Annotated in this window: 13 protein-coding genes; 9 read left to right on the forward strand and 4 right to left on the reverse strand. The window is 62.9% G+C overall.

Annotation, left to right across the window (positions count from 1 at the left end; translation table 11 throughout):
• Window positions 1–20: 20 nt before the first annotated feature.
• On the reverse strand, window positions 21–953 hold the full coding sequence (locus KTQ36_RS07020) for an NAD(P)/FAD-dependent oxidoreductase (protein WP_218632986.1): 933 nt from the start codon (window positions 951–953) through the stop codon (window positions 21–23).
• A gap of 56 nt (window positions 954–1,009) precedes the next feature.
• Here KTQ36_RS07020 and trmD point away from each other — a divergent pair, with 56 nt between their 5' ends.
• The 3 genes from trmD (at window position 1,010) to KTQ36_RS07035 (ending at window position 4,502) form a co-directional block, all read left to right on the forward strand.
• Complete coding sequence (gene trmD, locus KTQ36_RS07025) at window positions 1,010–1,744, forward strand: tRNA (guanosine(37)-N1)-methyltransferase TrmD (protein WP_218632987.1); 735 nt, start codon at window positions 1,010–1,012, stop codon at window positions 1,742–1,744.
• Between the two features lie 4 nt (window positions 1,745–1,748).
• Complete coding sequence (rplS, locus tag KTQ36_RS07030) at window positions 1,749–2,141, forward strand: 50S ribosomal protein L19 (RefSeq protein WP_218632988.1); 393 nt, start codon at window positions 1,749–1,751, stop codon at window positions 2,139–2,141.
• A 138-nt stretch (window positions 2,142–2,279) separates the two neighbouring features.
• Entirely contained in the window at window positions 2,280–4,502 is a 2,223-nt protein-coding gene (locus tag KTQ36_RS07035) for a S9 family peptidase (protein ID WP_218632989.1), read from the forward strand.
• On the opposite strand, the gene KTQ36_RS07040 is transcribed toward KTQ36_RS07035, so the two are convergent.
• Window positions 4,499–5,356, reverse strand: coding sequence for an alpha/beta fold hydrolase (locus KTQ36_RS07040; RefSeq protein WP_218632990.1), 858 nt, complete (start codon window positions 5,354–5,356; stop codon window positions 4,499–4,501). The genes KTQ36_RS07035 and KTQ36_RS07040 overlap by 4 nt on opposite strands.
• Window positions 5,357–5,434: 78 nt before the next feature.
• On the opposite strand from KTQ36_RS07040, the gene KTQ36_RS07045 reads away from it, so the two are divergent.
• The 4 genes from KTQ36_RS07045 (at window position 5,435) to KTQ36_RS07060 (ending at window position 9,504) form a co-directional block, all read left to right on the forward strand.
• Window positions 5,435–6,460 (forward strand): aspartate-semialdehyde dehydrogenase, encoded by a 1,026-nt coding sequence (locus KTQ36_RS07045; protein ID WP_218632991.1) that lies wholly within the window; start codon window positions 5,435–5,437, stop codon window positions 6,458–6,460.
• Window positions 6,460–6,798 (forward strand): hypothetical protein, encoded by a 339-nt coding sequence (locus tag KTQ36_RS07050; protein ID WP_218632992.1) that lies wholly within the window; start codon window positions 6,460–6,462, stop codon window positions 6,796–6,798. Before KTQ36_RS07045 ends, KTQ36_RS07050 begins: the two co-directional genes overlap by 1 nt.
• On the forward strand, window positions 6,795–7,559 hold the full coding sequence (locus tag KTQ36_RS07055) for an alpha/beta fold hydrolase (protein ID WP_218632993.1): 765 nt from the start codon (window positions 6,795–6,797) through the stop codon (window positions 7,557–7,559). Before KTQ36_RS07050 ends, KTQ36_RS07055 begins: the two co-directional genes overlap by 4 nt.
• A gap of 61 nt (window positions 7,560–7,620) precedes the next feature.
• Window positions 7,621–9,504: a M2 family metallopeptidase gene (locus KTQ36_RS07060; RefSeq protein ID WP_218632994.1), complete on the forward strand. Its 1,884-nt coding sequence runs from the start codon at window positions 7,621–7,623 to the stop codon at window positions 9,502–9,504.
• A 79-nt stretch (window positions 9,505–9,583) separates the two neighbouring features.
• On the opposite strand, the gene KTQ36_RS07065 is transcribed toward KTQ36_RS07060, so the two are convergent.
• Together KTQ36_RS07065 and KTQ36_RS07070 are read right to left on the reverse strand one after the other, a co-directional pair.
• A complete protein-coding gene (locus KTQ36_RS07065; protein WP_218632995.1) occupies window positions 9,584–9,913 on the reverse strand; it encodes a hypothetical protein in 330 nt (109 codons plus the stop codon).
• A 99-nt stretch (window positions 9,914–10,012) separates the two neighbouring features.
• Window positions 10,013–10,492, reverse strand: coding sequence for a peroxiredoxin (locus KTQ36_RS07070; RefSeq protein ID WP_218632996.1), 480 nt, complete (start codon window positions 10,490–10,492; stop codon window positions 10,013–10,015).
• A gap of 96 nt (window positions 10,493–10,588) precedes the next feature.
• On the opposite strand from KTQ36_RS07070, the gene KTQ36_RS07075 reads away from it, so the two are divergent.
• The gene (locus KTQ36_RS07075) at window positions 10,589–11,149 is read left to right on the forward strand and encodes a YqgE/AlgH family protein (protein ID WP_218633865.1); all 561 of its coding nucleotides are present in this window, start codon (window positions 10,589–10,591) and stop codon (window positions 11,147–11,149) included.
• Window positions 11,150–11,211: 62 nt separating this feature from the next.
• Window positions 11,212–12,609, forward strand: a complete 1,398-nt coding sequence (ahcY, locus tag KTQ36_RS07080; protein ID WP_218632997.1) for an adenosylhomocysteinase — start codon at window positions 11,212–11,214, stop codon at window positions 12,607–12,609.
• Window positions 12,610–12,656: the final 47 nt, after the last annotated feature.

A 12,656-nucleotide genomic window follows, 5' to 3' on the forward strand; every position in this document is an offset into this window, starting at 1 on the left:
GCGCGCGAGCCGATCGCTGGCTAGCGCCAGATCTTCTTGGACTTGCTGAGGTCGTTGCGGATGGTGGTGCTGGCCACGCCACCCTGGCCCATGGCATTCGAAATCTGGTCTAGTCCGAGGACGACGTCGCCTGCCGCGTAGAGGCCGGGGACACTGGTGCGCATATGTTCGTCGACCACCACACATTCGTTGTCGCCCTTGAGGTCCGCGCCGACCATTTCGGCGAGACCCGTGTGCGTGTCGCTGCCAAGCGCGGGGTAGAGGCTGTCGAAGCTGCGCATCTTGCCACCCTCGACCGCCACGCAGATCTCCTTGTCGCCCGCGACCAGCTCGGTGATCGGCCCGTCGACCAGTTCGACACCGGCCTCGGCAAGCTTGAGCCGGTCTTCCTCCTCGATCTCGTGCGGGCCGTCGGGGGCGATCAGCGTGAGGTGAGGGGTGTATCCGCGGATGAAGAGCGTTTCGGCCGCGCCGTGTTGCCCGGTGCCGACGATGGCGACCTCCTTGTCGGTGACTTCGTAGCCGTCGCAGATCGGGCAGTAGCGGATGAGCCCCTTTGCCATCGCCTCGTCATGATCCTCCCGCTCGATCATCGGCGGGCGGCGGTTGGTGACTCCGGTGGCGAGCAAAACGGTGCGAGCCTCGAACGTGCCCGACCCCCATTCGACGCAGAACAGGCCGCTTTCCTCGTCGCGGGTCATCTTCGTGACGCGCCCGTCGATGATCTCGGCGCCATATTTCTGCGCCTGCTCCTTCATCCGCTGGATGAGTTCCTTGCCGTTGATGCCGTCGGGAAATCCCGCATGGTTGTGGCTGGTCGGAATCCACGACGCGCGGCTGTCGCCCGCATCGACGATGATCGTGTCGAGATAATAGCGGGCGAGATAGATGGCGGCGGTGAGCCCCGCAGGGCCAGCGCCCACCACGAGGCAATCGAAGGGTTTGTCACGCATGATAGGGACAATGGCGCGCTTGGCCATTCGTTCCCGCTGGGCTAGGCGTGCGCGCCATGACGTTTCGCGCTTCCGTCCTGACGCTCTACCCCGACATGTTTCCGGGGCCGCTTGGCCATTCGATGGCGGGGCGGGCGCTGGAGGAGGGGAAGTGGGCGCTCGACGTCACCAATATTCGCGACTTTGCGACCGACAAGCATAAGACTGTGGACGACACACCTGCCGGTGGCGGCGCGGGCATGGTGCTGCGCTGCGATGTTGTCGCAAGTGCGCTCGATGCGGTGTCCTATGGGACGCGTCCGGTACTCGCCATGACGCCTCGTGGAAAGCCGCTGACGCAGGCCCGCGTGCGCGAGTTGGCGGCAGGGCCGGGAGCCGTTATCCTGTGCGGGCGGTTCGAAGGTTTCGACGAACGATTGTTCGAGGCGCGCAACATCGAGGAAGTGTCGATCGGCGACTATATTCTCTCGGGCGGAGAGATGGCCGCTTTGGTGCTGCTCGACGCTTGCATTCGCCTGCAGGACGGGGTAATGGGCGCGGCCTCCAGCGGAGAGGAGGAGAGCTTCGAAGAAGGGCTCCTGGAATATCCGCACTATACCCGACCGGTAGAATGGGAAGGGCGCACGATCCCCGAAGTGCTGCGATCTGGGGATCATGCGAAGATTGCCGAGTGGAGAAAGTCCAGGGCGATCGACGATACAAGGGCACGGCGGCCCGATCTATGGGAGGCTCATGGGGAGCATCCGGATCAGTCGCCCTCTGCTGCGCGGCGGAAAAAGAAGAGAGATTAGGTCCATGAACCTCATCCAGACGCTCGAAAAAGAGCTTATCGATGGCCTGACCGCCGAGAAAAAGGTCCCCGAATTCCGTCCCGGCGATACGCTGCGCGTTGGCGTGCGCGTCGTCGAAGGCGAACGTACCCGTATCCAGAATTTCGAAGGCGTCTGCATCGCCCGTTCGAACAAGGGTGCCGGTTCCAGCTTCACCGTGCGCAAGATCTCGTTCGGCGAAGGTGTCGAGCGTGTCTTCCCGCTTTACTCGCCCAACGTCGACAGCATCACTGTCGTGCGCAAGGGCGCCGTGCGTCGTGCCAAGCTCTACTATCTGCGTGGCCGCACCGGTAAATCGGCGCGTATCGCCGAGCGCAAGGACAACCGTCCCGCCAAGGGTGCCAAGGCCGACGCCTAAGCATCTGCGCGAACCGAACAAGAGGAAAGGGCGTCCGGGAAACCGGGCGCCCTTTTCGTTTGTCGAAGCCGTGCTTGCCAGTTGGCTATCGGTGCGGCACACCTCGCGGCGACATGATCCAACGAGGAACCTCTCTCCATGCGTCTTTCCAGTCTTCTCCTTTCCGCCGCCGCGATGGGCATCGCTAGCCCCGCCATGGCCGAGCCGCTCACTCTCGAACGCATCTTCCAGTCGCCGAGCCTGAACGGGTCAAGCGTGCGCGGTGTGCAATTGTCGCCCGACGGCAGCCTGCTGACGATGCTGCGCGGGCGTGAGGACGACCAGACGCGCTACGACCTGTGGGCGCTCGATACGACCAGCGGTGAATGGCGCATGCTGGTCGACAGCGAGAAAGTCGGCACCGGCGCCGAGCTGACCGAGGCGGAGAAGATGCAGCGCGAACGGGCGCGCATCGGCAGCCTCAAGGGCATCGTCTCCTATCAGTGGTCGGACGATGGCAGCCAGATCCTGGTGCCGCTCGACGGGGACCTCTACCTCACCGATCTCGAGGGTAACGTCACGCGTCTGACCGAGAGCAAGGAAGGCGAGCTCAACCCCAAGATCAGCCCCGAAGGCAATTATGTGTCGTTCGTGCGCAAGGGCCAGCTGTTCGTCGGCAAGATCGGCGAAGAGCCGCGCGCGATCACGCCCGACGAGCTGGAGAAGAATGTCCGCTGGGGCGAGGCAGAGTTCGTCGCACAGGAAGAGATGGGTCGCCTGACCGGCTACTGGTGGTCGCCCGACGATCGCAAGCTGGCGGTGCAGCGCTTCGACGAGACGCCGGTGCGCATCGTCACGCGCACCTCGATCGGCGGTGGCGGGACGACGACCTACGACCAGCGCTATCCGCTGGCGGGCACCGATAACGTGCTGGTCGACCTGTTCATCGTCGACCCCGACACGGGCGAACGGGTCGAAGTCGACCTGGGCGAGGAGGAAGACATCTATCTCGCCCGCGTGAACTGGGCGCCCGACGGCAGCGCACTCTACGTGCAGCGCCAGAACCGCGCGCAGACCGTGCTCGACATGCTCAAGGTCGATCCCGCCACGGGGAAAAGCGAGATTTTCTTCACCGAGAAAGCCGCAGAAGGTCATTGGACCAACCTCAGCAAGGACTACAAATTCCTCGACGACGGATCGCTCCTCTGGTGGTCGGAGCGTGACGGCTACGGCCACCTCTACCTACGCAACACTGATGGCAGCTGGCGCCAGCTTACCAAGGGCGAGTGGGTGGTCAAAGGCCTCGATGGCGTCGACCAGGACAAGGGCATCGTCTACTTCACTGCCAACCGAGAGACGCCGCTCGAGGGGCATGGCTATTCGCTCGACTATCGCACGCCGGGCGCCGAGCCGGTCCTGCTGACGACGCCCGGCTATGCGCACGGCATCTCGATGGACAAGAAGGCGCAGCGGATGATCATCTCGCGCTCGAACGACATGACACCGGGCCAGTCCTTCCTCGCCGATACGAACGGTCAGCGCATCGCGTGGATCAACGAAAACGCGCTCGACGAGGATCATCCCTATCATCCCTATCTCGATAGCCACGAGCCTGCGGAATACGGCACGTTCACGGCGAGCGACGGGACCGAGCTCGATTACATGATGATCAAGCCGGCCAACATGGAGCCGGGCAAGAAATACCCCGTCTTCTTCCAGCATTATGGCGGCCCGCACGCGCAGCAGGTCGCGCAGGGCTGGAAGGGTGCGCTGTGGCAGTGGATCGTCGACCAGGGCTATATCTTCTTCGAGATCGAAAACCGTGGCGGCAACTATCGCGGGGTCGAATTCGAGAAGCCGATCTATCGCGCGATGGGCGGCATCGAAGTCGACGACCAGCGGGACGGCGCGAACTTCCTTAAGACGCTCGATTATGTCGATGGCGACCGGATCGCCACCAACGGATGGAGCTATGGCGGATACCTGACGCTCAAAAAGCTGGCGGCCGATCCGGGGCTGTGGGCTGCGGGCATCGCCGGCGCGCCGGTGAGCATGTGGGAGCTGTACGACACCCACTATACCGAGCGCTACATGGGCGATCCGCGCGAGGTGCCCGAGGCTTATGAGAAGAGCTCGACGCTCTACAAGGCCGAGAATATCTCCGATCCGCTGCTGTTGATCCACGGAATGAGTGACGACAATGTCGTGCTCGACAACTCGACCGCCATGGCGGCCAAGCTTCAGGAAGCGGCGATCCCGTTCCAGATGATGTTCTATCCCGGCTACACGCACCGCGTGGGCGGGGAGAAGATCTCGGTCCACCTGTGGACGACGATCATGAACTTCCTAAAGCAGAACGGCGTCGAGGGCGGTCCGCGCTAAGCGAGCCACTCCAGCACGGTCGAGGCCACCCGGTCGGGGGCCTCGACCTGCGGGTAGTGACCGACATCCTCGAGCAGGTGCGCCTTCGCATTCGGAAGTGCATCGATCCAATGGTCGTAGACATGGCGGCCCGAAATGGGATCGAGCGCGCCGTTGATGTGCCCGATCCGGCCCTGCACGTCCTTGAGCGCGCCGACCCAGCGATCCTTGTGCGCAGTCCGCTCGTGCATGTAGCGCAGCAGCTGGTGAAAGCGGCGATGCCCGTCCTTGTGCGCGATCATGGCCCAGTAATCCTGTAGCTCGTCCTCGCTCGGCTGCGTGTCGGGGCCGAAGACGGGCGGGCAGCTTTTGCGGAATTGGCCGTAGCCAAGCAGGCGGCTGATGATGAAGCCGATCGGCGATGCACCAAGATGCTGGATGAGTCGAGGGCGGTGTAGCCCCGGGAAAATGCCGCCATTGAGAAAGATCATTCGGCCGATGCCTTGGGGTGCTTGCCCCTCGGCCTGACGGGCAAGCAGCTCCTGCCCGACCGATACGCCATAGTCGTGCACGAGCGCGTCGAAGCGTTCGATGCCGAGATGATCGAGCAGATTAATCTGCAGGTCGGCCTGCCGGAAGAGCGAGTAACGAGCGTCGGGTTTGTCCGAGAGGCCGAAGCCGAGCATGTCGCAAGCGATGACACGGCGTTGGGCAGTCAGCGTGTCCCAGATGGCGTGCCAATCCCAGCTCGAGGTCGGGAAGCCGTGGATCAGGAGCAGCGGATCGCCGTCACCCTCGTCCCAATGGGCGATCTCGTGTTCACCGAAGGATAGACGCTTCGCGCGGGCCGAAAATCGCTTGAGCGCTGGAGACATTGGGAAAGCTCCTTCATGGCGGCTTGAGACTGGCGCTCCTTGTCCCTACATCCGCCGCAAGCCATCAGGAGCATTACATTGGGATATCGAATTGTCGTCGTCGGGGCCACCGGCAATGTCGGGCGCGAAATTCTCGCCATCCTCGACGAGCGTAAATTTCCTGCCGACGAGATCGCGGCAGTCGCCTCGTCGCGTTCGGCGGGCGAACGGATCACGATCGGAGAGAGCGACAAGGAGCTCAAGGTCCGCAACATCGAGCATTTCGACTGGGCGGGCTGGGACATCGCGCTGTTCGCAGCGGGCTCCGAGGTATCGAAGAAATATGCGTCGGCCGCGGCCAAGGCGGGCTGTACCGTGATCGACAACAGCTCGCTGTTCCGCATGGACCCGGACGTGCCGCTGATCGTGCCCGAGGTGAACCCGGAAGCGATCGACGGCTACAAGGCCAAGAACATCATCGCCAACCCCAACTGTTCGACCGCGCAGATGGTGGTGGCATTGAAGCCGCTTCACGACAATTCGAAGATCAAGCGCGTCGTCGTCGCGACCTATCAGGCGGTATCGGGCGCGGGAAAATCGGCGATGGACGAGCTGTTCCAGCAAAGCCGCGACATCTTTGTCGGCGACCCCGCATCGCCCGAAATCTTTACTAAGCAGATTGCCTTCAACGTCATTCCGCACATCGACAGCTTCCTCGAGGACGGGTCGACCAAGGAAGAGTGGAAGATGGTCGCCGAGACCAAGAAGATCCTCGACCCGAAGATCAAGGTCGCCGCGACCTGTGTGCGCGTGCCCGTGTTCGTGGGGCATAGCGAGGCGATCAATATCGAATTCGAGGACGAGATCACGGCCGAGGAAGCGCAGGACATTTTGCGCGAGAGCCCCGGCATCATGCTCGTCGACAAGCGCGAGGACGGAGGATACGTGACCCCGGTCGAATGTGTCGGCGACTATGCCACCTTCGTCAGCCGCGTGCGCGAAGACTCGACCGTCGATAACGGCATCCAGCTGTGGTGCGTTTCGGACAATTTGCGCAAGGGCGCGGCACTGAACGCCGTGCAGATCGCCGAACTTCTCGGCCGCCGCCACCTGCAGAAAGCCTGATGGCCACCGAACGCTACGAGGCGCCGCACCGGACGGTTGAGGCTGCGGACGCGGCGGTGAAAACCATCGCGGCGGTGCAGTTCGCTCGCTGGCTCAAGCGCTGGGCGATCTGGCTGCCGGTCCTTATCCTCTTTTCCTATCTCGATCCCGTGCTCAGCCCGCTCAAGTGGGTCGCGCTGGTGCTGGCGGGGCTGGGCCTCTTGCCGATCCTGTTTTTCCGTTTCTTCCTGGGTCGAAAGACGCGGCAGGCGAAAGCGAACATCATCGATGCGGAGGCGACGATCCATGCCTACGAGGACGAAATCGAGCTGAAGTCGATCCCCAAGGATCCCGAATGAGCGAGATCGAGAGCCATTTCTGGACAGCCTCGGACGGGGTGGAACTGCATTATCATGCGATGGGCGAGGAGGGCGCGCCAACCGTCGTCCTGATCCATGGCCTGTTCTCCGACAGCCTCGTCAACTGGATCAAGTATGGCCATGCGGCCAAGGTCGCGGCGCAGGGATATCGCGTCGTCATGCCCGACCTTCGCGTGCACGGGCAGAGCGAGAAGAGCCACGATCCGGCGCACTATCCGCACGGCGTGCTCGGGCGCGACCTCGAAGAGCTTGTGGCCTATCTGAAGCTCGATTATTACGATCTTGGCGGCTTTTCGCTCGGCGCGCGCACGACGGTGCAGGCGGTGGGCGAGGGGCTTCGTCCCGGGCGCGCCATGCTGATGGGAATGGGGTTGCAGGGCCTGACCGGATGGGATGCGCGCCAATCCTTCTTCATCGATGTCATCGACCGGTTCGACGAGATCAAGCGCGGCGACCCGGCCTTCATGGCCGCGAGCTTCATGAAGACGATGAAGATCGACCGGGCGGCGGCGCGCCTGCTGCTTCCCAGTTTCACCGATGCCAAGACCCAATGGCTCGATGCCTTCACCATGCCGACAGCGGTCATTTGCGGCACCGAGGATCGCGACAATGGCGATCCGCATGCGCTGGTCGAGGCCTTGCCCGACGGCGAACTGGTCGAGGTACCGGGTACGCACATGTCCTCGGTCGCGAAGCCGGAATTGGGAGAGGCCATCGCGGCCTGGCTGGGCAGGGCTTGATTTCGCTCTCGGAACGGAGGAGTGTCGCGCCCGACTTTCAGTTCGTCACGAGAGGACCCCCATGAAAAAGCTTCTTTGCGCCGCCTCGCTCTCCGCGATTGCACTTTCCGGCTGCACTACAACCGAAACTCCGGCACCGGCCGCCTCACCTGCGGGGCAAGTCTCTGAGATCCCAGCCGGCGACGAACTTCCTTATCCGATGACGCCCGCGGGGGCGAAGGCGTTTGTCGAAGCCGCCGAGGCCGACCTGTTCGAACTGCTCGACATTGCAGGGCGCGCGGCGTGGATCAATTCGACCTACATCAACGACGACAGCGACCGGCTGAACGCCTATTTCGGCACGATCCTGACCGAAAAGGGCGTCGATTACGCCTCGACCGCCGCCAAGTACGCAACGATCGACGGGCTCGATTACGACACGCAGCGCAAGCTCAACATCATGCGTGGTAGCCTGGTGCTCGCCGCCCCGAGCCGCGATGGCGCTGCCGCCGAGCTCAACGAAATTTCGACCAAGCTCAATTCGATGTACGGCAAGGGCCAGGCCGAGCTGAACGGCGAGATGATCCCCGGCGTCGACGCCGAGGCAATGATGGGCACGTCGCGCGACCCCGAAGAGCTCAAGCAGCTGTGGCAAAGCTGGCACGAGAATGTCGGGCGTCCGATGAAGGACGACTATACCCGCATGGTCGCCATCGCCAACGAAGGCGCGCAGGAACTCGGCTATGCCGATACCGGCACGATGTGGCGCAGCCAGTATGACATGAGCCCCGAAGAATTCTCGGCCATGTACGACCGGCTGTGGGCCGAGACCAAGCCGCTCTATGACGAGCTGCACTGCTACGTTCGCGGCGAGCTCAACGACTATTATGGCGACGACGTGCAGCCCGACACGGGCCCGATCCGCGCCGACCTGCTCGGCAATATGTGGGCGCAGGAGTGGGGCTCGATCTACGACATCGTCGCGCCCGAGGGGGCAGGCGACGTCGGCTATGACATCACGGAGTTGCTGGCCGAGAACGACGTCGACGAAGTCGAGATGGTGCGCATCGCCGAACGCTTTTTCACCTCGCTCGGCCTCGACCCGCTGCCCGACAGTTTCTGGGAGAAGAGCCAGTTCGTGAAGCCGCGCGACCGTGAGGTCGTGTGTCACGCAAGCGCCTGGGACGTCGACAATGTCGAGGATCTGCGCATCAAGATGTGCATCAAGCGCAATGCCAACGACTTCGTGACGATCCATCACGAACTCGGGCACAATTACTACCAGCGCGCCTACAACCAGCAGCCCTATCTTTACCTCAACGGCGCCAATGACGGCTTCCACGAAGCCATCGGCGACACGATCGCGCTGTCGGTGACGCCCGAATATCTGGTGCAGATCGGCATGCTCGACGAGAGCCAGGTGCCGAGCGCGGACAAAGATATCGGTATCCTGCTGCGCCAGGCGATGGACAGCATCGCTTTCCTTCCGTTCGGCCTGCTGGTCGACAAATGGCGCTGGGGCGTGTTCGACGGTTCGGTCACGCCCGACGGCTACAACGACTATTGGGTCGGCCTGAAGTATGAATATCAGGGCATTACGCCGCCGGTGCAACGTGACAGCCTCGTCGATTTCGATCCGGGCGCCAAATATCACATCCCGGGCAACACGCCCTATGCGCGCTATTTCCTCGCGCGGATCCTGCAGTTCCAGTTCTACGAAGCCGCATGCGAAATGTCGGGCTGGGAAGGCCCGCTCCATCGCTGCAGCTTCTACGGCAATAAGGAAGTCGGCACGCGCCTCAATGCGATGCTCGAGATGGGGGCGTCGCGCCCGTGGCCCGACGCGCTCGAAGCCTTCACCGGCACGCGCGAAATGACCGCGCGCCCGATGACCGAATATTTCGCTCCGCTGCAGGCGTGGTTGAAGGAGCAGAACGCAGGCAAAAACTGCGGGTGGAACGCGTAGGCAAACGGCGAATGCGCAAAAGGAAGGGCCGCCGGAGATTGTCTCCGGCGGCCCTTCGCTTTTTCAGTCGTGGTCTCGCTTAGTAAGCGACCGAACCGACCTTGGTATCGGTTTTGATGTCTTCGCTCAGCCCGTCCTTGCGGGGCTGCTGCGCCATCTCGACGGCATCGTTGTTCATTTCGCTGACTTCCTGCTCGACCGCTTCGCGCTGCTGGCGATTGCGGTTCCAGAGGAAGGCACCTGCGCCCGCGGCAGCGGCGGCAACGCCCGTGGCGATGGCGGCGCTGGTCTTGGGGTTGTCGCGAATGGTGCGATAGGTCGTGCCGGCGAAATCGTCACGCTGGGCAAGGCTCTGCTTGATACGCGTGGTTTTCGACGTTTCGGCAGTGGTGTCGGTCGTCTTCGTCATGTCGTGTCTCCCTCTGGAATGATGAATTCACGGCACCAACGAATGGAGGCACGAAACGACCCTCGGCTCGTCGCAGATCGAGGGTCGTTTCGGCGCTGGCTAAAGCTGTTCGAGCAGTGTTTCCGCGCCTGACACCGAATAGTCGCCAGGCTCCTCGACGTTCAGCTGGGTGATTTCGCCATCCTTGACGATCATCGAGTAGCGCTGCGAGCGCTTGCCCATCCCGAAACCGCTGGCGTCCATGGTGAGGCCGAGCGCTTCGGCGAAATCGCCATTGCCGTCGGCGAGGACGGTGATGTCGCCCGACCCCTGGTCGCGGTTCCAATGGCCCATTACGAACGCGTCGTTGACCGAAGTCACGGCGATTTCATCGACGCCCTTGGCCTTCAGCTCGTCGGCTTTCTCGACATAGCTGGGGAGGTGCTTGACCGAACAGGTCGGGGTGTAGGCGCCGGGCACGGCGAACAGTGCGACGGTCTTGCCCTCGAAGAAGCTGCCGCTGCTCACGGGCACGGGACCTTCGGGGGTGGCAAGCATCAATTTCACGTCTGGGATCTTGTCGCCAACGGATACGGGCATCGTCTTATTCTCCTTTTTCGGGGGAACGGTCCGCTGCCCCCTTCGTCATGCCAACAGGCCTTGCGCCACATGGGTTCCGACTGCGACAAGGACAAGATGGACCAACCGCCTTTCCTGACCGGCCAACTCCTGCTCGCCATGCCGGGCATGAGCGACGCGCGCTTCGAACAGGCGGTGATCGTCATGGCCGCGCACGACGAGGAAGGCGCGATCGGAGTCGGGATCGGGCACGAGCGCGCGGGCGTGACCCTGCGCGACCTCCTCAAACAGCTCGACATGGATCCAGGCGATGCTCCCGCTGCGCCCATCCACCATGGCGGCCCGGTCGAACCGGGCAGGGGCTTCGTCCTCCATTCGCTCGACTGGTCGGGGCAGGACACGGTCCAGATTGGCGGGCTGTGTGCGCTGACAGGCACGCAGGACGTGCTGCAGGCGATCGCCGAAGGGAAAGGCCCGTCGCAATTTGTCGTGTCGCTGGGCTATGCGGGTTGGGAGCAGGGCCAGCTTGAAGGCGAACTCACCCAGCATGGCTGGTTCACCGCACCCGCGAGCCCCGAGATCCTGTTCGATACGGGAAGCGAAGACCGCTGGGCCGCCGCGTTCAAATCGGTAGGCGTCGATCCGTCGCTGCTAGTCGGAGAAGGCGGCGAAGCCTGAGCTCCACATTGCACCCGCTGCCGCCTTCGGTTAGGGCAGCGGCGAATTGATACATCCCCCCAATGGAGACCCAAGTGGCTGACTATATCGTCAAGGACATCTCGCTCGCCGATTACGGGCGCACCGAAATCGACATCGCCGAAACCGAAATGCCGGGCCTGATGGCAACGCGCGAGGAATATGCCGCCTCGCAGCCGCTCAAGGGCGCGCGCATTACCGGCTCGCTGCACATGACGATCCAGACCGCCGTGCTGATCGAGACGCTCGTGGCGCTGGGCGCCGACGTTCGCTGGACGACCTGCAATATCTACTCGACGCAGGACCATGCCGCGGCCGCGATCGCCGCGCAGAACATCCCTGTCTTCGCCGTCAAGGGCGAGACGCTCGCCGAATATTGGGACTATGTCGGCCGCACCTTCGATTGGGGCGGCGAGACCTGCAACCTGATCCTCGACGATGGCGGCGATGCCACCATGTTCGCGCTTTGGGGCGCGCGGGTCGAGGCGGGCGAGAGCCTCCCCGAGCCGACCAACGAGGAGGAGCGCGAGTTCAACAAGGCGCTGACCGCCTTCCTCGAGAAGAAGCCCGGCTACCTCACCGAGACGGTCAAGAACATCAAGGGCGTCAGCGAAGAAACGACCACGGGCGTCAATCGCCTCTACCAGCTCGCCAAGAAGGGCCTGCTTCCCTTCCCGGCAATCAACGTCAACGACAGCGTCACCAAGTCGAAATTCGACAATAAATATGGCTGCAAGGAAAGCCTGGTCGACGGCATTCGCCGCGGCACCGACGTGATGATGGCGGGCAAGGTTGCCTGCGTGGCGGGCTATGGCGATGTCGGCAAGGGTTCGGCGGCGTCGCTGGCCGGTGCCGGTGCGCGCGTCATCGTGACCGAAATCGACCCGATCTGCGCGCTCCAGGCGGCGATGGACGGGTTCGAGGTCGTGACCATGGAAGAGGCTGCCCCGCGCGCCGATATCTTCGTCACCACGACCGGCAACAAGGACGTGATCACCATCGACCATGTTCGCGAGATGAAGGACATGGCGATCGTCGGCAACATCGGCCACTTCGACAACGAGATCCAGGTCGAGGCACTCGAGAATTTCAAGTGGACCGAGGTCAAGCCGCAGGTCGACCTGATCGAGAAGCCCGACGGCAAGCGCATCATTCTTCTCTCGAAGGGGCGCCTGCTCAACCTCGGCAATGCGACGGGGCATCCGAGCTTCGTGATGTCGGCCAGCTTCACCAACCAGGTGCTGGCGCAGATCGAGCTGTGGAAGCGCGGCCACGAATATGAGAACACCGTCCACGTGCTGCCCAAGCATCTCGACGAAAAGGTCGCCAAGCTGCACCTCGACAAGCTCAACGTTTCGCTCTCGAAGCTGTCGGACGAGCAGGCCGACTATATCGGCGTGCCGAGCGAGGGCCCCTTCAAGCCGGAACATTATCGCTACTAACCCCCGTTCCGGCGGCAAAACATCGAGCGGGAGCGGGTCAAACCGCT

This window comes from Sphingomicrobium clamense (assembly GCF_019264355.1).
In the GTDB taxonomy this organism is placed as follows: domain Bacteria; phylum Pseudomonadota; class Alphaproteobacteria; order Sphingomonadales; family Sphingomonadaceae; genus Sphingomicrobium; species Sphingomicrobium clamense.